Annotated in this window: 14 protein-coding genes; 10 read left to right on the top strand and 4 right to left on the bottom strand. The window is 71.7% G+C overall.

Going from position 1 to position 22,345, the window contains the following annotated elements:
- The first annotated feature begins 91 nt into the window (after positions 1 to 91).
- The 7 genes from ACVDFE_RS35100 to ACVDFE_RS35070 all read left to right on the top strand — a co-directional run bounded on the left by ACVDFE_RS35100 (position 92) and on the right by ACVDFE_RS35070 (position 13,180).
- The gene (locus tag ACVDFE_RS35100; protein ID WP_458433487.1) at positions 92 to 6,259 is read left to right on the top strand and encodes an Ig-like domain-containing protein; all 6,168 of its coding nucleotides are present in this window, start codon (positions 92 to 94) and stop codon (positions 6,257 to 6,259) included.
- 17 nt (positions 6,260 to 6,276) lie between these two features.
- Positions 6,277 to 7,245: an AAA family ATPase gene (locus ACVDFE_RS35095; RefSeq protein ID WP_360401612.1), complete on the top strand. Its 969-nt coding sequence runs from the start codon at positions 6,277 to 6,279 to the stop codon at positions 7,243 to 7,245.
- 4 nt (positions 7,246 to 7,249) lie between these two features.
- Positions 7,250 to 8,389 (top strand): DUF58 domain-containing protein, encoded by a 1,140-nt coding sequence (locus ACVDFE_RS35090; RefSeq protein WP_458433486.1) that lies wholly within the window; start codon positions 7,250 to 7,252, stop codon positions 8,387 to 8,389.
- Positions 8,386 to 10,629 carry a transglutaminase domain-containing protein gene (locus ACVDFE_RS35085; protein WP_458433485.1) on the top strand — a complete coding sequence of 748 codons (2,244 nt, stop codon included), beginning with the start codon at positions 8,386 to 8,388 and terminating at the stop codon, positions 10,627 to 10,629. Before ACVDFE_RS35090 ends, ACVDFE_RS35085 begins: the two co-directional genes overlap by 4 nt.
- 135 nt (positions 10,630 to 10,764) lie before the next feature.
- Positions 10,765 to 11,319 carry an EF-hand domain-containing protein gene (locus ACVDFE_RS35080; protein WP_360401621.1) on the top strand — a complete coding sequence of 185 codons (555 nt, stop codon included), beginning with the start codon at positions 10,765 to 10,767 and terminating at the stop codon, positions 11,317 to 11,319.
- A 72-nt stretch (positions 11,320 to 11,391) separates the two neighbouring features.
- A complete protein-coding gene (locus ACVDFE_RS35075; protein ID WP_458433484.1) occupies positions 11,392 to 11,571 on the top strand; it encodes a hypothetical protein in 180 nt (59 codons plus the stop codon).
- Positions 11,564 to 13,180 (top strand): protein kinase domain-containing protein, encoded by a 1,617-nt coding sequence (locus ACVDFE_RS35070; protein ID WP_458433483.1) that lies wholly within the window; start codon positions 11,564 to 11,566, stop codon positions 13,178 to 13,180. The genes ACVDFE_RS35075 and ACVDFE_RS35070 overlap by 8 nt, the downstream gene beginning before the upstream one ends.
- Positions 13,181 to 13,222: 42 nt before the next feature.
- Here the strand turns inward: ACVDFE_RS35070 and ACVDFE_RS35065 are convergent, their stop codons facing one another.
- Positions 13,223 to 13,417, bottom strand: a complete 195-nt coding sequence (locus tag ACVDFE_RS35065; protein WP_360401627.1) for a ferredoxin — start codon at positions 13,415 to 13,417, stop codon at positions 13,223 to 13,225.
- Entirely contained in the window at positions 13,414 to 14,628 is a 1,215-nt protein-coding gene (locus ACVDFE_RS35060) for a cytochrome P450 (protein WP_360401630.1), read from the bottom strand. Before ACVDFE_RS35060 ends, ACVDFE_RS35065 begins: the two co-directional genes overlap by 4 nt.
- A gap of 73 nt (positions 14,629 to 14,701) precedes the next feature.
- On the opposite strand from ACVDFE_RS35060, the gene ACVDFE_RS35055 reads away from it, so the two are divergent.
- From ACVDFE_RS35055 to ACVDFE_RS35045, 3 genes are all read left to right on the top strand, one after another.
- Positions 14,702 to 15,376 carry a TetR/AcrR family transcriptional regulator gene (locus ACVDFE_RS35055; RefSeq protein WP_458433482.1) on the top strand — a complete coding sequence of 225 codons (675 nt, stop codon included), beginning with the start codon at positions 14,702 to 14,704 and terminating at the stop codon, positions 15,374 to 15,376.
- Between the two features lie 277 nt (positions 15,377 to 15,653).
- Complete coding sequence (locus ACVDFE_RS35050) at positions 15,654 to 15,872, top strand: hypothetical protein (protein WP_458433481.1); 219 nt, start codon at positions 15,654 to 15,656, stop codon at positions 15,870 to 15,872.
- The gene (locus ACVDFE_RS35045) at positions 15,866 to 17,569 is read left to right on the top strand and encodes an HEXXH motif domain-containing protein (RefSeq protein WP_458433480.1); all 1,704 of its coding nucleotides are present in this window, start codon (positions 15,866 to 15,868) and stop codon (positions 17,567 to 17,569) included. Before ACVDFE_RS35050 ends, ACVDFE_RS35045 begins: the two co-directional genes overlap by 7 nt.
- Positions 17,570 to 17,573: 4 nt before the next feature.
- On the opposite strand, the gene fxsT is transcribed toward ACVDFE_RS35045, so the two are convergent.
- Complete coding sequence (gene fxsT / locus ACVDFE_RS35040) at positions 17,574 to 21,794, bottom strand: FxSxx-COOH system tetratricopeptide repeat protein (RefSeq protein WP_458433479.1); 4,221 nt, start codon at positions 21,792 to 21,794, stop codon at positions 17,574 to 17,576.
- Complete coding sequence (locus ACVDFE_RS35035; protein WP_458433478.1) at positions 21,791 to 22,312, bottom strand: hypothetical protein; 522 nt, start codon at positions 22,310 to 22,312, stop codon at positions 21,791 to 21,793. Before ACVDFE_RS35035 ends, fxsT begins: the two co-directional genes overlap by 4 nt.
- Between the last annotated feature and the right edge of the window lie 33 nt (positions 22,313 to 22,345).

Here is a 22,345-nt window from a genome sequence, read left to right as displayed (position 1 = left end):
TCGGGTGAAAGCTGCAACGGATTCAGGGATCGGCCCGACAGGCGGTTGACGGAACCGCCGGGGAGCGCCGCGACCGCAAACGAGGGGAACAGTGGGATTCTTCCGAAAGCACCGGACCACGCTCGCGTCCGGAACGGTGCTCGTTCTCGCGGCCGCCTCACTCGTCGCCTACGCGTTCACGTCCACCGGAAATCCGGTCCGCCAGGTCGACCTCGACGACGGCGGTGTCTGGGTCACCAGTGACCGCGACGGTTTGTTCGGCCGGCTCAACAAACCGGTCGGAGCGCTCGACGCCGCGTTCAACCCGCCCGGTGGGGCGCGGCAGAGCTATCAGCTCGACGTCGTCCAGGACGCCTCCGCGGTGGTCGCGCGGGACCGGGCAGGCGGCAAGCTGTACCCGGTCGACGTCGCCCGCTCGGTGACGCTCGGTGACCACGGGCTGGCGTTGCCCAGCGGCGGCCAGGTGGCGCTCGCGGGGGGCACGCTCGCCGTGCTCGACCCCGCCGCGGGCAAGGTCTGGGCGACCCGAGTCGACGTCGCCGCCGGCGTGAGCGCGCTCGACCAGGTGAGCCAGGAGACCCCGCCGCTCGCCGGCCTGGACGCCGCCGGCACCGCCGCGCTGGCGGTCGGGCTGGACGGTGCGGTGCACGCCGTGTCCGCCAACGGCCGCACGGTGCGGGTGACCCCGGCCGGGACCGGTTTCGGTGAACCCGAGTACGGCAAGCTCCCCACCGCCCTCAAGGCACCGGCGATCACCGCCGTCGGCAACGACGCCGTCGTGCTCGACGCGGAGTCCGGCACCCTCTTCCTGCCCGGCGGCCGCACCGCGCGGGCCGGGCGCGAGTCCGTGCTGCAGCACGCAGGACCGGAGGCGGCCGCGGTCGTCGTGGCCGGCCGGACCGAGCTGACGGCGTTCGACCTGGACGGCGACGGCGCGGTGGTGCTGCACGAGGGCGTGGACGGTGCCCCGGCCGAACCGGTGCGGCTCGGCGACTGCGTGCACGCCGCGTGGGCCGGCGCGTCCGGCGGCTACTTCCGCTCGTGCGGCGGCCAGAAGGCCGCACCGGGCAACATCCGGGACGCGAAGGCGCTGGTGCAGCCGGTGTTCCGGGTGAACCGCAAGGCGATCGTGCTGAACGACGTCGCGACCGGCGCGGTGTGGGACCTGAGCACTCAGCGCAAGGTCGACGACTGGCAGTCGGTGAAGCCGCCGCCCCAGCAGAACCCCAGCGACAAGGACAAGAACGAGAACACCACCGAGTCCGCCAAGGACAAGCCGCCGAAGGCCTCCGACGACACGCTCGGCGCACGGCCCGGCCGCACCACGGTGCTGCACGTGCTCGACAACGACTCCGACCCCGCGGGCAACATCCTGTCCGTCACGGCCGTGAGCGACCTCGACCGCAAGGACGTGGCGCTCGCGATCGCCCCGGACGGGCAGACCGTCGAGGTGACGCTGCCGGAGCAGGCCCAGGACGCGCACTTCAAGTACACCGTCGACGACGGCAAGGGCCTCAACGCCACGGCCGCCGTCACCGTGCAGGTGCGCACCGCGACGCAGAACGAGGCGCCCGCCGTGCGCAAGGGCGCCGTGCCGCACGAGTGGTCGGTCGCCTCCGGTGGCCGGTTGACGCTGCCGGTGCTCGCGGACTGGCGCGACTTCGACGGCGACCCGGTCGTGCTGACCGAGGCCGCGGCCAAGGCGGGTGTCGCGACCACGACCAACACCGGGTTCGTCGAGTACGCGGCACCGGTCCAGGCCGGTCAGCAGGCGGTCGACTACCGGGTCACCGACGGCATCGCGAACGCCGTCGCGGGAGCGGAACGCGTGCGGGTGCTCGACGCCGCCGCACCGGCCGCCCTGCCCCCGGTCGCGCGCCCGGACGTCGCACGGGGCCAGGTCGGCACACCGGTCCTGGTGCGCCCGCTGGAGAACGACCTGCCCGGCGCCGACCCGGTCGACCCCGCCGCCGAGCTGCGGCTTGCCGCCGACGTGGCACCGATCGCGGGCGCGACGGTCACCACCGACACGAAGACCGGCCTGGTCACGCTGACCGCGACGAAGCCGGGCACCTTCCCGCTGGACTACACCGCGGCGTTCGGCAACGCGCCGTTCGCCAAGGGCGCCATCCGCATCGACGTCGCCGCCGCACCCGCCTCCCCGCTGCCGCCGGTCGCCATGCCGGACAACGCGGTGGTGCGCGGTCAGGAACCCGTCGTCGCCGACGTGCTGGCCAACGACTTCAGCCCGGCGGGGTCGCTGCTGGGCGTGCAGCACGCCGAGAGCACCTCCGGTCAGCTCGAGGTCGCCGTCGTCAAGGGCCGCTGGCTGCGGATCAACGCGACCGCGCCCACCCTCGACCGCAACCCGCAGGTCGTGCGCTACACCGTGACCGACGGCGTGACCGGCCCGGTGACCGGCGAGGTCACCGTCACCCAGCTGCCGCCGCCCGCGGACGACACTCCGGTGCCCAAAGACGACCGGGCGGCGGCCCGCGCCGGTGACTCGGCGACGATCCCGGTGCTGGACAACGACATCTCACCGGCCGGTGCCCCGCTGACGCTGCAGTCCAACGTGCAGGGCGCGCCGGGCACCGGGCGCCTGACCGTCACCACGCGGGACGGCCGCCAGGACGCGGGCACCGCCTACGTCGCGGGCGACGTGGTCCGCTACGTGGCACCGGACCGGCTCGACACCCCGTTCGTCGCCGACGTCTCCTACGTGGTGCAGAACCCGGACGGCGACCAGGCCGTCGGGCACGCGCACGTGACCGTGAACCCGGCGCCGACGCCCGCCAACCCGAACCAGCCGCCGGCACCGGAACCCGTCGAGGTGCGGGTCGTCGCCGGCGACCGGGTGACGGTCACCGTGCCGTCGAGCGGCGCTGACCCCGACGGCGACTCGGTCGCGGTCACCGGCATCGCGTCCGCACCGGCGATCGGCCGCGTCGTCGGGATCGCCGGCACCTCGCTGACCTACGAGGCGTTCCCGACCTCGAACGGGACCGACACGTTCGGGTTCGTCGTCACCGACTCCTACGGCCGCACCGGCGAGTCGCTGGTCCGCGTCGCCGTGGTGCCGCCGGGAGACCCGCAGCCACCGGTCGCGGTGGACGACGTCGTGACCGCCGCACCCGGTGCGCGCCTGGCCGTCGACGTGCTCGCCAACGACGTGCGGGCACCCGGCGACACGGTGACCGTCGAACCGCTGGAGGCGCGCAACCCGTCGCTGCCCGGTGACGTGAAGGCCACCGACGGCCGCATCGAGCTGACCGCGCCGGACCTCACCGGCAAGCCGCTGGTGATCGCCTACGCCGTCACCAACGGACTCGGCCAGCCCTCGGTCGCCACGCTCACCGTCCGCAGCCGGGAGGGCTTTCAGGTCCCGCCGGTCGCCGGCGAGCTGTTCCCACTGGTGAGCAAGGGCGACAGCACGGTCGAGGTGGACCTCGCCGGCGCGGTCGCCGACCCCGACGGGCCGGCCGGCGAGCTGGAGGTCACCAAGGTCTTCCACGAGCGGGCCGAGGTCTCCGGGCTCAAGGCGACCGTGCCGGTCGGTGACCACCCGCGCACCCTCGTCTACGAGGTCAGGGACGCTTCCGGGGCCACGGCGGCGGGGCTGGTCCACGTGCCGTCGAAGGGCACCGGCGCCCCGCGCGCCATCCCGGACAAGCTGATCTCCGTGCCCGCGGACGGTTCCGTGACCGTGCAGGTCGAGGACTACGTCGAGGTCCCGTCGGGCAAGCAGCCCAAGCTCACGACGGTCGACCGGGTCACCGCCGCGCCCTCGACCGGGCTGGCGGTGCGCAACGAGGGCGACACCGGGCTCGTCCTCACCGCGCGCGACGGCTACACCGGACCGGCCGCGGTCACGTTCCAGGTCACCGACGGCAGCTCGCTCACCGACCCCGAGGGCAAGTTCGCCCTGATCACGGTGCCGGTGCAGGTCGGCCCCGACACGCCGGTGCTGCGGTGCCCGTCCTCGGCGCTCGCGGTCGTCGAGGGAGGCCTTCCGGTGAAGGTCGACGTCACGTCCGTGTGCCACGTGTGGGTCGCCGACCGGTCGAGGCTCGGGGACGTCCGGTACCGGGCGAGCTGGCTCGAACAGCCGGACGGCGTGTCGCTGGAGGGTTCCGGCGAACGCACGCTGACCGTCACCGCGGCCGGCGGCGCGAAGCCGGGCTCGACCGGCACGATCGAGGTCGGCGCGGGCGACGGGCCGAAGAGCAAGCTCGTGGTGGAGGTCGCCGCCGCACTGCCGCCCGCCATCGCACCGGTGACGGTGGACGGCGTGAAGGCGGGCGACACGGCGACCGTCGACCTCGTCTCCTACGTGCGCTCGCAGCTGCGCGACCCGAAGATCTCCGTCGTCGCGGTCACCCAGGTCAACGGTGCCGGGGCGAACGTGAGCAACGAGGGCTCGACCGTGCGCATCACCCCGAACGGCGACGCGCACGGCGCCATGGAGTTCAACGTCGTCGTGACCGACGTGGCCGACACCGGCCGGGAGGACCGCAGGGTCACCGGCCGGATCAGGCTGAACGTGCTCGGCGTGCCCGACGCCCCCGGCACCCCGGTGACCGGTCGCACGGTGCTGAGCAAGGTCGTCGAACTGTCCTGGAGCACGCCCTCGGGCAACGGCGCGCCGATCGACTCCTACGAGGTCGACTACGGCCGCGGCAAGCAGGTGTGCCCGGCGTCGCCGTGCACGATCACCGGGTTGTCCAACGGCACGGAGTACACGTTCACCGTGCGGGCGCACAACCTCGTCGGGTGGGGCAAGCCGAGCGGCTCGTCCGCGCCGGCCCAGCCGAACACGGTGCCCGGCGCCGTCACCGGGCTCAGCACGTCCGAGCCGCGGGACGGCACGCTGAAGCTGAGCTGGGCCGCGGCCGCCAACGAGGGCACGCCCGTGCTGCGGCACGAGATCAGCTGGTCCGGCGGTGGCCGCACGACGGCACCCGGCGGTGCGACGAGCGTGACGGCCACCGGCCTCGACAACGACGCGCAGACCGTGTTCACGGTGATCGCGGTCAACTCGCAGGGCCCCGGCCCCGCGGTCACCGTCGAGGGCCAGTCGGCCGGTGCCCCGGACGCCCCGGCGGCGCCGGCGTTCACCGCGACGAACGCCGCGAACGCCCAGACCCGCGCGGTCACCGTGTCGTGGGGCGCGGTCGGTGCGAACGGCCCCGGCCCCACGACCTACACGCTGACCCGCACCGGCGGCGGCACCAAGACGGTGTGCTCGAAGGTCACCGCCACCACGTGCCTGGACGACGGCCTGCAGAACGACGGCACGATCTACAGCTACACCGTCGTCGCCGCGAACGCCGCCGCCGAGGCCGAACCGGCCGGGCACACCTCGCCGGCCAGCGCGCCCGCGCAGATGGAGGCGACCGCGACCCCGGACCCGATCACCGGGTTCACCGCGGCACCCACCGGCGTGGACGGGCAGGCTGCGCTGCGGTTCGACGTCGGCGCCTCGCACGGCAGGTCGAACACCGTGAGCTGCACCTGGTCCGGCGGCTCGTGCGGCACCTGGACCTACCCGGTCGGCGGGCAGGCCGGCGCGACGCAGACGATCAACGGACTGCCGAACGGGCAGCCGGTCACGATCAGCCTCCAGGCGTGCAACGGCAGTGGTGGAGGGGCGTACGCGGGCAACCCGTGCAACAGCGCGGCCACCGCGGGCGTGGCCACCTACGGGCCGATGCGCGACCTCGCGCTCAACACCTCGAACAACAACACGGTCATCAATTTCTCCGTCTCGGTGAACCCGAACGGCAAGCCCGCGACCGTGCGCGTGACGACGAGCCGCGGCTTCGACCAGACCTTCACCACCGGTGTCGGCGGGTGGAGCTGGTCGGGCAGCCAGGACGTCGGCTACTCGCAGAACGTGACCGTGACGGCGACGGTGTCCGACGCGGGCCGGCCGATGCTGAGCCAGTCCCGGCAGCAGGCCACCCCACCGCCTCCGCCGCCACCCACCGTGACGGTGTCGAAGGGAGCCGCCTGCGGTGCGGGCGGGTGCAACGGATCAGGTGTCTGCACTTCTTCGGCGTGTGCGTACGTCGTCGTGCAGACCGCGAATTTCAGCAGCAGCGTGACGTGCACGTTCAACAGCGACCACGGCCCGGTCGGATTCGTGAACGAGAACTTCGGCCCCAACGAGCGCCGGCAGACGAGGAACTACTACGGATATCCGGGCGAACAGGTCTACGTGACCTGTGGTGGCGTCCAGGGATCATTCCGTTGGTGAACAGTGAAGGAAATACCATGACCGTGACCCCTGAACAGGCTCGGCTGTTCGCGCAGACCTTCGAGCAAATGGTGCTGAACATCTCGCGGGCCATTTCCGGCAAGGAGCACGTGATCCGCCTGGCGCTCACCGCGTTGCTCTCCGACGGCCACCTGCTGCTGGAGGACTACCCCGGCACGGGCAAGACATCGCTGGCGAAGGCGCTGGCGAACACGGTGCAGGGCACCAGCGCCCGCATCCAGTTCACGCCGGACCTGCTGCCGTCGGACGTCACCGGTGTGCAGATCTACGACCAGCAGCGCGGTGTGTTCCGGTTCCACCCCGGGCCGATCTTCGGCTCGATCGTGCTCGCCGACGAGATCAACCGGGCCTCGCCGAAGACGCAGTCGGCGCTGCTGGAGGTGATGGAGGAGGGCCGGATCACCGTCGACGGCGAGACGCACCCGGTGGGGTCGCCGTTCATGGTGATCGCCACGCAGAACCCGATCGAGCAGGCCGGCACCTACCGGTTGCCGGAGGCGCAGCTCGACCGGTTCCTGATGAAGACCAGCATCGGCTATCCGGACCACAACGCCACCGTGGCGCTGCTGGCCGACGCGGCGACGCGGGACCGGTCGGCGACCGTGCCGCCGGCCATCGCGGCGAGCGCGGTGGCGCAGCTGACCGCGCTGGCCGACCAGGTGCACGTCGATCCGGCGGTGCTCGGGTACGTCAGCCGGATCGCCGAGGCGTCGCGGTCGCACCCCGCGGTGCGGCTCGGCGTGTCGGTGCGCGGGTGTCTCGCGTACGTGCGGTGCGCCAAGACGTGGGCGCTCGCCCAGGGGCGCGGTCACGTCGTGCCGGACGACGTCCAGCAGCTCGCGCACCCCGTGCTGGGCCACCGGATCCTGCTGCACCCGGAGGCGCAGTTCGACGGCGCCACCGTGGAGAAGGTGGTCGACTCGCTGTTCGCGGACGTCGAGCCGCCCGTGCGCCGGGGGGCCTGAGGTGGTGCGGCTGCTGGAGGTGGTCTCGCCGGCGGGCCGGTTGCTCGCGGTCGCGTCGGCGGTGGGGTGGGTGCTCGGCGCCGTGCTCGGCTGGGACGAGCTCGTGCTGCTCGGCGCCACCGGGCTGGTGCTGCTGGCGCTGGCGTGCGGGCTGACGCTGGGCCGCGGCGCGGTGCGGGTCGACGTGGCCGTCGCCAAGCGCCGCCTGCGGCCCGACGAGTCGACGCGCTGCGCGGTCGAGGTCGAGCACCACGGCCGCAGGACGCTGTTCGCGCCCGAGGTGGAGCTGCCGATCGGCCGGGACCGGGTCGAGGTCTTCGACAGCGGCCGCGAGGTGGAGGTCGCCGGGCTGCGGCGCGGGGTGATCGCGGTCGGACCGGCCACCACGGTCAGGGGCGACCCGCTCGGCCTGGTGCGGCGGACGGTCGCGATGACCGAGGTCGTCGAGCTGTTCGTGCACCCGCTGACCGTGCCGCTGGCGCCGCTGGGCACCGGGTTGCTGCGCGACCTGGAGGGCTGCACCACCAACGACGTCTCGATGAGCGACCTCGCGTTCCACGCGCTGCGCGAGTACGCGCCGGGCGACGACCGGCGGCACATCCACTGGCGCTCCACGGCGAAGCTCGCCGCGTCCACTCAGGACGGTCGGTTCCTGGTGCGGCAGTACCTCGACTCCCGGCGCGCGCACGTCGTGGTGGTCGTCGACGGCGCCGAACAGTCCTATCCGGACCCTTCGGTGTTCGAGACGGCCCTGTCCGCCGGTGCGTCGGTGGTGCAGCGCGCGGTGGCGGACGGGATCGACACCAGCGTGGTCGCCTCCGGGCACCTCTCCGGCCGGGCCCAGCACGTGCTGGACGTGTTCGCCCGCGCAGAGCTGGGCGGCCCGTCGCTCGCCGAGGCGACCGCCCGCGCGGCGGCCGCGGCTCCCGACGCCACGCTGCTCGTGCTCGTCACCGGCGCGCGGCACGGCTACGGCGACCTGCGCGCCGTCGCGACCGCGTTCCCGGCCGAGGTGCGCAAGGTCGTGCTGCGGGTGGACCCGCGGCAGCGCACCGCGCGGTCGGCGAGCACCGCGTTCACCGTGCTCACCCTGCGCCGGCTGGGCGACCTGCCGGTGCTGCTGGCGGGAGGGACCCTGCAGTGACCGGACTCGTGCCCCGCCGCGACGACCTCGTCGACGCCGCCTTCCTGTGCGCGTTGTTCGTCGTCGCGCTGCTGGGGTTCCGCACCACCTACACCGGCTGGGGCTTCCTGCTCGCCGGCGGCACCGGCCTCCTGCTCGGCGTCCTGGCCGGGCACGTCGCGTCGGTGCTGCGCCGGCCGATGATCGCCGTCGCCGCCATGACGGTCGCGGTGTTCTTCCTCCTCGGCGGTGTCGTGGCGCTGCGCGAGGACGGGGGACTGCCGACACCCGACGTCCTCGCCGGTCTGCTCGACCTCGGCGTGCACGGCTGGAAGCAGCTGCTCACCACGCTGCCGCCGGTCGACGGCGCAGGTCCGCTGCTGGTGATCCCGTACATCCTCGGCCTGCTGTGCGGGTCGGGAGGCTTCACGCTGGCCCGCCGCGTGCCGCTCAGCGGGGCACCGATCGGCGCGCCGCTCGCCGTGCTCGCCGCGGTGGTCCTGCTCGGCACCGGTGAGGCGGCCGGGGTGCTCGGCGCGGTGTTCGCCGCGGTCGCGGCAGGCTGGCTCGCGGTGCGCGCGGCCCGGCACCGCACCGGTGTGCGTGCCGGTGGGATGCGCCGGGTGCGCGCGGTGACCGCCGTGGCGCTCGTCGGCGTCGCGGCCGGGTTCGCGCTGGTGGTGTCGCCGGTGCTGCCCGGCACCGGCAGCGCCCACCGGGTGGTGCTGCGCAAGTACGTGGAGCCGCCGTTCGAGATCGGCGCCTACGCGAGCCCGCTGGTCGGCTACCGCAAGCACACGAAGGACGCCAACCAGCTCTGGGACCAGACGCTGTTCACCGTGCAGGGGCTGCCGGAGGGCGAACGCGTCCGGATCGCCACCCTCGACGGGTACGACGGCCGGGTGTGGGGCGCGACGAACGACCCGGCCGGTGCGGTGGACCCGGTGCAGCGCAACAACTTCCAACGCATCGGTGTGCGCATCCCGGCCACCGGGACCGGAACCGAGTCCGACGTGACCATCCGGATCGAGGCCGCCTACGCGACGGCGGACGAGCTGAGCGCGTGGCTGCCGACGGCCGGACGCGCACGGGAGATCGCCTTCAGCGGTGAGCGCAGGGCCGGTCACACCGAGAACCTGCGCTACAACCTCGCCACGGCGTCCGGCATCGTCGCCGACCGGTTGCGCGAGGGGGACACCTACTCGCTGCGCACGGTCCTGACCACAGCGGGCATCCCGGACGACGCCCAACCGTTCGGGCGGCCGTCGGTGCGCACCTCCGAGCTGGCTTTCGTGCGCGGCAAGGTCGCCAAGTGGACCGGTGGCGCGACGACGACCGCCGAACGGCTGAAGGCGGCCGCCGCGTACCTGCGCGACAACGGCGCCTACACCGACGGCGGTCCCGGCGAGACCGAGTACCTGCCGGGGCACAGCGCGGGCCGGCTCACGGCGTTCTTCAACGCCAAGCGCCCGGCGGGCAACGATGAGCAGTACGCCGCCGCGTACGCGTTGGTGGCGAACGAGATCGGCATGCCCGCGCGGGTCGTGCTGGGCGCGGTGCCGGGCAGCGGCGGTGTGGTGCGCGGCGAGAACGTGCAGGCGTGGGTGGAGCTGCACCTCGCGGACGGCACGTGGGCGGTCGTCCCGAACACCGAGTTCATGCCGGACCGCTCGAAGAAGCCGGACCACCAGCCGCCGCAGGAGATCGAGAACACCGACGCCGCGGTGGTGCCACCGCCGAACACGGTGAAGATGCCCAGCTCACTGGTCGACGCGAGCCGCACCGACGCGAGCGGCGTCGGCATCGGCGACCCCGGCGGGTCCTGGCTGCCGGGCTGGCTCGCCGGCCTGCTGGCCGACGCCGCCTCCGTGCTGCTGCCGATCGCCGCGGTGGTCGGTCTCGTCGTCGGGGGCAAGGCCGTGCGCCGTCACCGCCGCCAGACGCGCGGCAGCACCGCGAACCGGTTCGCCACGGGCTGGCACGAGCTCGTGGACCACGCCCGCGACCTCGGGGCACGGGTGCCGCGCGGCCTGACCCGGCGCCAGGAGGCCACCCTGCTGGCCGGGTTCGACCTGGGCGGCCTGGCGGTGCGGGCCGACGCCCACGTGTTCGGGCCGGGACAGCCGGACCAGGCGGCCGTGGACGCGTACTGGGCGGACGTGCGCGAGGCCAGGAAGCGGATGCGCACCGGCGTGCCGCGCTGGCGGCGGTGGCTCGCACCGCTCGACGTCCGCACGTTCCTGCCGGCCAGGGCCAGGTGAGGGCGTGCAGATCACGTTCACGCTCGCGCGCTCCCATGCCGTTGAACCCGCAATCACCCGGAGCGGTGGAACAACTCCACCCGGCTGGGCGACCTGCGTTGCGCGCCAGGGGGTCGCGTGAACACAGTGCCGGACATGAAGCAGGTGTTGCAGCACAGGATCGACGCGACGTTCGCCCACTACGACGTGAACGGCAACGGTGTCATCGAGCTCGCCGACGTCTACGCGCTGGCGGAGCGGTTGTTGCGGGCGTTCGGGGAGCCGGCGGGGTCGGAGCGCGGGCGGGAGCTGGTGGAGGCGCACGACCGGTTCTGGGAGATGCTGGCCGTGCACTGCGACGCCGACCGGGACGGGCAGGTCTCGCCGGAGGAGTACCGGGAGGCGATGATCGAGATGTTCGTGACCGGAGGGCCGATCGAGGCGGACTTCCTGGAGGTGGTGCAGGAGCTGCTGGCCCTCGCGGACACCGACGGTGACGGGCGGGTCGACGTGGACGAGTTCACCGTGCTGCTCAAGGCGCGCGGGCTCGGTGACGACGAGTGCGGGGTGGCGTTCGCGCACCTCGACACCGACGGTGACGGGGCGATCAGCGTGCCGGAGTACATCGCGGCGGTGCGCGACTACTACACGAACCCGGCCGAGGACACGCCCGGCAGCTGGCTGTACCCGAAGGCGTTGCAGCGCACCTGACGGGACCGGGCCCCGTTCGCGGTGCCGGCGTTGCCGTGCTCCACCCGGTCGACGAGTGCGCCGAGCTGGTTCGTGGGCACGGCGCTGAGCCCGCCGGGCGTGCTCAGCCGCTCGCTGGTGACCGGTACCGCGACCTGGTCCGCCCCGGACCTGTCGGCGATCCGGGGGGAGCTGCTGACGTTCGTGGCACGTCATCGTGCCCCCCGTTCACCGGACCGGGTGATCGGCTTGCGAGACTTCCCGCATGCGTGAGGTGGGCAACGGGCGCTACCGGCTGATCCGCGAGCTGGGGCGGGGCGGCATGGGCGCCGTGTGGCTCGGCGAGGACTCGGTCCTGGGCCGGGAGGTCGCGGTCAAGGAGCTGCTGCTGCCCGGCACCGTGCCCGCCCACGAGCGGGCCGTCTACCAGGAACGGGTGCTGCGCGAGGCGCGCATCGCGAGCAGGCTGTCCGAACCCGCCGTGGTGACCGTCTTCGACCTGATCTCCGAGGACGACCAGACGTTCATCGTGATGGAGCTGATCAACGCCCCCACCCTGGACGCGTGCGTCGACCGCGACGGCCCGCTCGGCGTGAGGGAGGCCGCCACGCTCGCCGGCCAGCTGCTGGACGCGCTGGAGGCCGCGCACGAGCAGGGCATCGTGCACCGCGACGTCAAGCCGGGCAACGTCATGGTGCCCGGCAGGGGCACGGCGAAGCTCACCGACTTCGGCATCGCGCAGTCGCTCGACGACCCGCGGCTCACCGCCACCGGGACGCTGATCGGCTCGCCCGCCTACATGTCACCGGAACGCCTGGCGGGCGGGGAGGCCTCACCGGCGTGGGACCTGTGGGCGCTGGGCGCCACGCTGTTCTACGCGGTCGAGGGCCGCGGCGCGTTCGACCGCCCGACGACCTCGGCGACGATCCTCGCGGTGATGAGCGAACGTCCGGTGCCGCGGGTCAGCGGACCGCTGGGCGAGCTGATCACCGGCCTGATGGAGCCCGACCCGCAGCGCCGCCTCGGCACCGGGCAGGCCCGCCGGCTGATCACCCGCGCGCTCGTGCAGCCGGACCTGACGGAACGCTTCGAACCGGTGTCGGGGCCGATGCCAGCGCCCAGGCCTCCCGCGTTCCACAGCGGCCCGGTCGCCACGCCGCCACCGTTCACCACGCCACCACCGTTCACCGCGGCACCACCGGTCGAGGTCCCCGTGCCGCCGCGCAAGCGCCGCTCGGTCGGCATGTACCTGTCGGCGACGCTGACGCCGTTGTTCATCGTCGGAGTGTTCGTCCTGCTGTACTTCACCGTCTTCAAGCCGATGCTCGGCAACACGGGGTTCGGCAACACGGGCCTGGGCAACACGGGGCTGGGCAACACGAGCCTGGGCAACACGGGTGCCGGCAACACGGGCGACGGCCCCGCCAGCTCAGCGGCGATGCAACCGGTGCTGACCCTGGGCATCGACGGCGACATCAAGGACGACAGCCTGCTGGCGTTCAGGAAGGACTGCCTGGCCTGGACGCCCGCGAAGGACGCCGCGCCGATCAAGCCGCAGCAGCGCGGTGGCTGTTACAAGGAGCACGCGACCGAGGTCCTCGACACCGTGCTCGCCAACTCCGAGATGGAGAAGGACGTGGCGTACCCAGGCGTGGAGGAGCTGACGAAGATCGGCGGCACCGCCTGCACCAAAACGTTCCTGTCGAACAAGGTCACCGGGCAGGACAAGGAGAAGACGCTGCGGTACTGGGTGGTGGTCCCGACCGCCGAGTCGTGGAAGGTGAAGACCCAGAACGGCTACCGGCACTCCAGCCGCGTCATCCACTGCTTCGTGGGCAGGGCGGACGGCACGCCGCTGACCGAGCCGCTGATGGCGCAGTGAGGCGCGGCGCGGTGCGTCGAGAGCACCGCGCCGCACCCGTTCTCAGTCCTCCACGCTGATCGCGGACGCCGGGCACACCTCGGCCGCGTGCCGCACGTCGGCCCGGCGTTCCTCCGCGGGGCTCGGGTTCAGCAGGTCCACCAGCCCGTCCTCGTCGCGCTGGTCGAACACGTCGTCGGCGGCGAGCACGCACTGCCCGGCCCCGACGCACCTGCCCTGGTCGACGCTGACCCTCATTCCGACCTCCACGTCACCGGCAGTTCGGACACGCCACCCGTGAGCGTGGCCCTGATTTCAAGCTCCGACACGTCCTTGGCCAGCCGCATCCGCGGCAACCGCTTGGCCAGCGCCGCGAACACGACCCGCAGCTCGGTCCTGGCCAGCGACGCGCCGATGCAGAAGTGCGCGCCGTGCCCGAACCCGAGGTGCGTCCTCTCCGGACGGTCGGGGTTGAACACCTCCGCGTCGGAGTACACCCCGTCGTCCCGGTTCGCGGCGTTGATCGACAGGATCAGCGCGTCACCGCGCTCGATCGTCACGCCGGCGATGTCGACGTCCTCGTGCGCATACCGCAGCAGCCCCAGGTCACCGGGCGCGCCGAGCCGCATGATCTCCTCGACCACCGCGTCGACGTGCCCGTCCGGGTCGGCGACCAGCGCGTCCCAGTGCTCGCGGTTGGTCATGAGGAACAGCACGCCGAGCCCGATCCGGTTGACCGTGGTCTCGTGGCCCGCGAACAGCAGCCCGACGCACAGCCGCACCATCTGCTCGTAGTCGAACGCCGAGTCGGCGCCCTGCGCGCGGACCAGGTCGGAGATCACGTCCTCACCGAGGTCCGGTCGCTTGGTCTCGATCAGCCCGATCATGTAGCGGAAGAACTCCTCGCGCGCCCGGTGCGCCTCCTCGCCGATCGCCGTGCCCGCCATGCGCTCGGACAACGACGCGAACAGCTCGCTGTCGGCCTCCGGGACGCCGAGCAGGCGGCAGATCATGGCCACCGGCAACGGGAACGCCAGCCCGCGGTGCAGGTCGACGACCCCGGCGGTCTCGTGCTCCGCCTCCAGCCGGTCGAGGTACCCCTCGATCAACCGTTCCATGTGGTCGGACAGCATCCGCATGCGCTTGGCGGAGAACGCGGGCGTGAGCAGGCGCCGCATCCGCGCGTGGTCGGCCTCCTCGGTCTCGTACTCGCCGGTCGGCCCGTCCAGCACGGCCGCGGTCGTGATCCGCGAGGCCTGCTCGGGGTGCGGGTGGGAACGGCCGAAGCGCTTGTCACCGAGCAGGAGGCGCACCTCCTCGAACCGGGTCACGAGCCACGCGGGGTCGCCGGTCGGTGTGGTGACCGGGGCGATGGGGGCCTCTCTGCGCAGCAGCGAGTAGAGCGGGGCGAGTTCGAGCACGTTCGGCCTGGGCAAAGGCAGCTGAATGCGTTCGGGAGCAAGGCTCATGACCCCGACCGTACCGTTTATTGGCACTAGCTGCCATTAAACTTTCGAGCCTCTGACGTGCTTGAATCACCCGATGGCGGACGTTGTGGCGGAAAACGGGGCACCCCGCAGGGGCCGGCCGCCGGTGAGCGGCGAGCAACGCCGCCGCCAGCGCCTGGAGATCTCCCGCCACGCCGTGCGCCTGTTCGCCGAGCAGGGCGTCGCCGCCACCTCCGGCGAGCAGATCGCCCGGGCCGCCGGCGTCTCCGAACGCACCTTCTGGCGCCACTTCCCGCACAAGGAGAGCTGCGTCGAGCCCCTCCTCACCCGCAGCGTGGACGCCTTCTGCGCCGTGCTGCGCGCCTGGCCGGCCGAGCTCGACCTGATCGACCACCTCCGCACCGCCTACCAGCCCGTCCTCGACGCGGGCTCCGACGACGACGTGGCCGCGGTCTTGGCGGTCGTCCGCCTCACCCACCACGAACCCGCCCTGCGCGCCGCGTACCTGATGCTCCGCGAACGCGACGAGGACGCCCTCGCCGAAGTCCTCGCCCACCGCATGGCCCTCCCCGCCGACTCGATCGCCGTCCGCGTCCAGGCCGCCGCCATGAGCGCGGTGCTGAAGGCCGCGACCGACGACGTGGCGGCCGCCACCGCCGGCGGCATCACACCGGAGGCACTCGAGGACCACAGGGAGCACCTCGCCCGCGCCCTCGGCCTCGTGCTGCGCGGCCTTTCGGACGCGAGCTCGCTGATGCGCGAACGCTGACCGCTCCGGCGCGCCCGAGCGGGAAAGCCGGCGCCACACCGCAATGTCGCGCCGCAATTGCCCGCCCACGAGGAATCCTTGTCCAGATACTGTCAACTTTTTGTGTCCCGGCGGGATTTCCGGTGCTGTGCGCAGCTGGTTTTCTGGAGATGGCGCGGATGGAGCAGCCCGCAAGTACGCGAAAGGATCTCCCATATCCCAGGTCGATTGGGCATGATGGTGGTGACATCGGTGTCACCCTCGGTAGTCGGGAGGACCCATGCAAGATGCTCCAGCGGTGAGTTGTGAACTCGTCGACCTGACCGGCATTTCCCTCGACGAGCTCCGGCACACCACCGACGAGTCGGTCACGGCGTCGGTGCGCACGGTGCTGCGTGAGGCTTCCGACCCCGTTCACCGCATGTCGCGGATGAGCAACAAAGACGACGACTGCAGCGGAAGTTTCCTGCCCGAGCGGCACGACGAGCGGGAGCCGCTGCCGTTGATCACGTGCTGAGCGCGCACCGGCTGCCTCTGCGCTCGATCGACCGGCTCGCGTGCGGCGGCGGCGACGACGAGCTCCTGACGTTGTTGAGCAACGGGCAGTTCAGCTCACGGCTCGTGGGTCTGCGTGCGCTGCTGGAGCTGGCGTCCGGCCGCGAGTTCCTGCTCGGCCTCGACGAGGCGTGGGACCTGCTCGTGGCGGCGCAGCGCAAGTCTCCCGGGCTCGTGCGCGAAGTCCTCCTGCTGCCCCAGGTCGGGGTGTGGCTCACGGACCTGCTGCGCAGGCTGCGCGGGACCCTGGAGCCGGCGGAGCCGCTGTGGGTGGGCGTCGGCCACCTCAGGTGTGTCGCCGTGGCCGCGGCACATCGCTGCGGCATCGACTTCTCCCTCGACGTACCGGTGAGCCGGGGCCTCGTCTCGTTGCCCTCCCTGGGGATCGCGACCCTGCCGGGACTGCGCCTGTGGGACGTGGCGCGGGCGGACAACCGGTCGGGCCGGCTCTCGCTGACCTGTGGTGACCGCACGGTTCACGTGCCGGAGGACGAGAACTGGTCGCCGGTGCGGCGGATCGGCGCCGGCGTCTTCACCCCCTTGCTCGACGACGTCGAGCCGCACCGCGACTTCCGCGCGCTCGCGGAGCCGCAGCGCCTGGCCGACAGCGACGTGGCGCGGTGGGCCGGCGGGCTCGCCGAGGCGTGGACGTTGCTGGGCGCCGGGCACGCGAACGCCCTTGCCGCCCTGGTGAGCACCATCGTGCCGGTGCCGGAGGTGAACGCGAGGCTCTACAGCGGTTCGTCGGCCGACGCCTGCGGTGCCGTGCTGATGTCGGAGCCACCGGACCCGGCTGCGTTCGCGGAAGTGCTCGCGCACGAGGTGCAACACACCAAGCTCGCCGCGCTCGCGACCATGGAACCGTTGTGCGCCATCGGCGGACCTGCCCGTTGTTATGCGCCTTGGCGTGATGATCCGCGGCCGGTCAGCGGACTTCTCCAGGGCGTCTACGCGTTCTTGGGCGTCGTCGACTTCTGGCGGGAACGCCGAGTGGTCACCGCATCGGAGCGAGCGGACTTCGAGTTCGCTTACTGGTGCAGCCAGACCACGCACGCGGCCCGCTTCCTCCGCGAGTGCCGTGAGCTGACCAAGCTCGGACGCAGGTTCGCCACGGTCATGGCCGCGAGACTGGCGCAGTGGAGCCGAATCCGGGTCAGCGCACTGCCGTGGCGTGAGGCACGCCTTGCTGCTCAAGACCACCAGGCCACGTGGCGCGCCCGGCACCTCGTGCCGGACGCCGATGTGGTCAGAAGACTCGCTGACGCCTGGCTCGTCGGGAAACCGCGGCCGGAGGGACCGGTTCCGCAACCGACGCTGGTGCCACGCGCGACGGCACCGCTGGCGCGCACGGAGCTGCGCCGGCTCCGCCTGCGGGAACCCGCGGAGTTCGCCGCGCACGCGGTCACCGTCTCCGCTGCCACCGCAGCGGATCTGCTCCACGTGGAAGGCGACCAGGAGGCGGCCGCGCGGCTCTACGCCGCCGACATCGTCGAGCGGCCGGAGGACGTGCCGGCGTGGATCGGACTCGGGCTCTCCGACCCGGCCGCGGGTGCCGTGCTGAGGGTGCCGGAGATCGTTCTGGCCCTGCACGCCGAAGTGCTGCGCCGCACCGGAAACGTCCCCGACCCACGCGCGGTCGCCGCGTGGGCCGGGGAGTGAGCGCTCAACCGGTCGGCAGGGCTTCGAGGTCGCAGTCCGCGCGGGTGCTGCTGGCTGCGGCGATGGTCGCCGGGTGGTTCTTGCCGAGCACGCGCTGGAACCTGGTGATCACGTCGATCTGCAGCGACTCGGCGTCCGCCGTGCGGCCGAGGCCGCGGAGGTCGAGCACGATGTTCGCCAGGCACGCCAGCGTCGAGGGGTGGTTCTCACCCAGCGCGCGGGTCGAACGTTCCAGCACCCTCTGGTTGAGGGTGTAGGACTTCTCGAAGTCGTCGGACGCCGCGTGGTCGCTCGCCCTGTTGGTGGCGCACACCAGGGTGAACGGGTGGTCGTAGCCGAGGGCGTCCTGCATGCTGCCGAACGCCTCCTCGTTCAGCGCGGAGGCCCGGTCGACGTCACCCGACAAACGCAGCGCCACGGCCAGGTTGGTCTTCGCCGCCAGGACGTACGGGTGGCCCTCGCCGAGGGTGTCGACGTAGGCGTGGACCACGTGCTCGCCGAGGTCGCGGGACTCGGCCAGCGCACCGGTCTGCCGCAGGTCGACGGCTAGGTTCATCGAGGCTGCCAGCGAACCGGGATAGCGCTCGCCGTACCGCTTCGTGTACCGCTGCAGCACCTCCTCGGAGAGGTGCAGCGCCCCGGTGTGGTCGCCGGCCTTGCGCCGCGTGACGGCGAGGTTCTTGATGGCCCGCAGCGTGTCCGGGTGGTCGTCGCCGAAGAGCCGGCGGTGCTTCGTCACCGCCGTCTCCAGCATGCCCCTGGCCTCGACGTACTCGCCGCACTCGCGGATGTCGAGGCAGAGGCTGTTGAGAGTGGACAGTGTGAACCGGTGCTCGTCGCCGAGCAGCCGCGCGCGCATCTCCCAGGTCGACCGGTCGATGTCGCGGGCTTCGGCGAACTTCCCGATGAGGCGGAGCGCGATCCCGAGGTTCTCGGCGACCGCCAAGGTCTGACCGTCCTCGTCGCCGTAAATGCGTTTTGCGATCCGGTAGGCGTTGTCGCTGAGCTCCCACGCCTTGGTGAACTCGCCCAGCGCTCGCACGTCCTGAGCCACCATGTTGGCGAGGATGAGGGTGTTCTCGGATTCGTTGCCGAGGTGTTCCTGCGCTACCTCGTACGCGCGCCTGTCGACCGCGAGCGCGTCCTCGTAGCGGCCGAGCGCCCTGAGGCAGATGCCGATCTGCTTGGCCGTGTTGAGCGTGTCCGGCTTGTCCTCGCCGAACCGCTGCTTCCAGTACTCGAAGAGCTCACGGCAGTAGCCCAACCCGCTCTGGTCGTCACCCCACGCGGAGAGGAAGACCGCGCTGTGCAGGGCTGTGCGCCGGACCCACGGGTCGTCGCATTCGTGCATCCTGGAGGCACGGACGTGGGGCAGCAGCTCGAGGTACTTGGGCCAGTTCTTCTCGTTGCCGGGGCCACGGGGGTCGTCGGTCGCGAGCAGCACGTGCGCGGCGTGACCCATCTGGGAGCGTTCCTGCGGTGTCATGCGGTCGTGCAACGCGGCCTGCACGAGCCGGTGGAGCACGATCGTGGACTTGCTCTGGTCGATCTGCGCGAGGCTGTACCGGTTGATCTGCCGCATCGCCTTGGCGAGCAGCAACGGGTCGCGCAGGGCCTCACCCAGTTCGGTCGGGACCGGAATGCCCTGCAGTTCGATGAAGAGGCTGCGGCTGATCGGTTCGGGGGCGAAGAACGAACAGACCTGGAGCAGCTGGAGAGCGGCGGGGTTCTCTTCGCCGAGCCGGTCCAGCGACACGTTCCACGCCGCGGCGACCGGCACGTGGTAATCGTGCGGAAGGCCCGCTTCGAGCAGTTGTGCGCGCTTTTGTGCGAACAGGTCCAGGTATTCCTGCGCGGTCATCCCGGTCTCCCGCAGCCAGGACGCGGCCTGCTCGATGGCCAGGGGCAGGTCGCCGAGCACCTCGGCGATCTGCTCGGCGTCGGTGTCGCTGAGACCGTGGTTGCGGCGCTGCAGCAGTTGCCTGCTTTCCACCCGGCTGAACAGGTCGACCTGCAGGGTCGGGGCGACGCTGGACCACTGCGTGTTGCGCGATGTCACCAAGATGTGTCCTGAACCGCCGGTGGGAAAGAATGGTCGAACTTTTTCTGGACTTTCTGCGTTGTCGAAGACGAGCAACCAGCGGCGATAGGGGTGACCGCGGCGCAATGCTTCGCGGACGGATTCGATGACCGTGTTGACGGCGCCGGTGTTGGGAATTCCGAGTTTTTCCGCCAGTGCGATGTAAACCGACCGGATGTGGGTCGGGTCCTCGGACGGGATCCACCACACGATGTCGTAGTCGTCGGCGTGCAGGTAGGCGTACTCGATCGCTACCTGCGACTTCCCGATGCCACCCATGCCGTACAGCGCCTCGGGCAGAACCGCGGTCAGGTTGCTGTCGCCGGACGTGAGCCGCGAATGGAGGTCGGCGAGCATCTGGGTGCGGCCGGTGAAGTTGAAATTCCGCTGGGGAGCTGACCAAGCCCTTGGAACGTCTTCTTGTCGCCCCAGGAGTGTGGACGAGGTATCGTCGCGTAGCGTCACTACTGTCCCTCCTGGGGAAGGTGTATTGTTAATCAATATGGGTGACGGTGGTTCGTCATTCTCGCGCACGCGCGGTATGGTCTCACTTGCCACCGGATTATCTTCGGCCGGGGTCAATTCGTTGATGACGTTTTTGATGCGGGCCGAACGCCGTGCGTAAGGCCCGGACATGGCGCGGAAGATGATGTGCTGCAAGCGCAGGTGGGGCAGTGATTCGGGTGTCGCGGCCGAAATGTCCGCCCCTGGGTCGTCGAGCGCCTCCTTGAGACCGCGGGTGGCCTCGGCATTCGGACCCAGGAAGTCGGCCACCGTCCGCAGAACGCGCGCGGTGTCCGCTCGCGAGCAGGTCGACAACAATTCCTGGCGAAGTCCGTCACGGAACTCATAAGTACCGGATGAATCGGTTTCGCGCTCGATGAGACCGCCGAGCAGCACCTCCGCGAGGTGCGAGAGCGTCGTGTCCGGCCGCACGGTCTTGCGCACCACCGTCATGACCGGCAGCTGCAACGGCACCGGGGTGGCGGCGAGCAGTCCGGCGAGGGAGAACGCCGGTGGGGACGCGCAGGTGCGGAACCGGCTGACGCGTTCGGCCGGGCTCAGGTCGAGCAGGGGGTCGGCCTCGACGCTGCTCTCCTTGGCGCCGGGATCGGCGAAGAACGTCGTCAGGCGGACGGGAGGGCCGGTCGAGGTCACCAGCCGCGTCCAGTGGTCCAGCCAGTCCGGGCGCAGTTCGAGGACCGGCACCGGCAGCGCCGTGTCGGGCGGGCGTTCGTCGGACGGGTCGGCGAGGCGGTAGCGGATGCGGCTGTTGGGTGCGCCCGCGGCCGGCAGGTGCAGCTGTACGCGGGTGGTCGTGATGCCGGTCCAGCTCCAGAGGTCGTGGGGGAGGAGGTGGATGCAGCTCACGTGCACCGAACGGCCCCAGTAGCCGATGACGCGGTCGGCGGCACCGGTGTGCCACGCCCGGCCGACGCCGTCGGTCATCACGAGCACGAGGCGGCGACCGGTCGGGTCGAGCAGCTCCGCCGGGCTGCGCACGGGGCCGTCGGGAGCACCGCCGCGCAGCACCAGCTCGATCGCGCTCTCCACGCTGAAGTCCGCGAAGAACAACCGCACGTCCTGGAAGGCGCCCTGCGTCTCGAGAACGGCGCGGAAGTCGGCGATCTCCCGGTGCCAGATCTCCAGAGACGCCGTGTCGACGACGAGGACGACCTCGAACGGGTGAACCAGGGTGGGGCGGAACGCCGGCAGCCACATGCCGGTCTCCGCGACCCGCACGGCGGTGGCGTCCTCGTCGATCTCCACCTCGCGCTCCGAAGGCACGAGAGCGGCCAGCGGACGCAGGGCGCGGGAGATGGCACGGCTCTGCTGCAGGGGTTCGGTGGCGGGCGGGATCGCACCGGCCTCCACGGCCGCGGTGACGAACCGCGAAGTGTCCTGTTCGGACCGTTCCACCTCGGGAACGTCGAGCGGTGGCGGGACGGGCCGCGACTCCCGTTCGACGTCCGGCGGGCGTGCGGGCGGCGGCAGCAGCACGGGGACGGCTTTGTGGTGCACGGCCGGTTCCGTTGCGATGGTGGAGGATTCCGCAGCTTCTCCGCTCACGCGCCACACGTGACTGGCGAGCCACAGCGCATCCGCTATGTCCCGCGCGGTGAGGTCCCGCTCCTCGGCGCTCATTCGAACCCCGTCGTGGAGAGGCGGTGCCACAGGGCGTCGCGCAGCCGTTCCCAGGACGCGCGGTCGGAGGTGAGGCCGGTCGACGTCGTGGCGAGCTGGACGGTGTTGAGGAGCTGGTCGATGGCCAGACCGCCCTCGGACTCGCTGCGGAGCAGAAACTTCCTGATCAACGCTGCCGAGGTGCTGGACGCGTCGCTGAAGTGCGCCGCGACCATGCTCGCGAGCTGTTCCTCGGTCGGCGGCTGCATCTCCAGGCGGAGGGTGCGGCGCAGGAACGCGGGCGGGAACTCGCGTTCCCGGTTGCTGGTGAAGACGATGAACGGGAACGCGCGGCACACCACGCGTCCCTCGACGATCTCCGCGCTGCCGCCCGGATCCGCCGTGTGCACGACGACCTTCGGCGTCCGCCGGGCGACCCTGGCGAGCTCCCGCACCAGGTACTCGCCGTCCTCCAGCGTGGCGAGCAGGTCGTTGGGCAACGACAGGTCGGCCTTGTCGATCTCGTCGATCACCAGCACCCGCGGGAGCTTCCCAGGGCAGCAGAGCGGTGC

The sequence above is a fragment of the Lentzea chajnantorensis genome (assembly GCF_054300775.1).
This window is presented reverse-complemented; position numbering and strand designations above follow the sequence as displayed.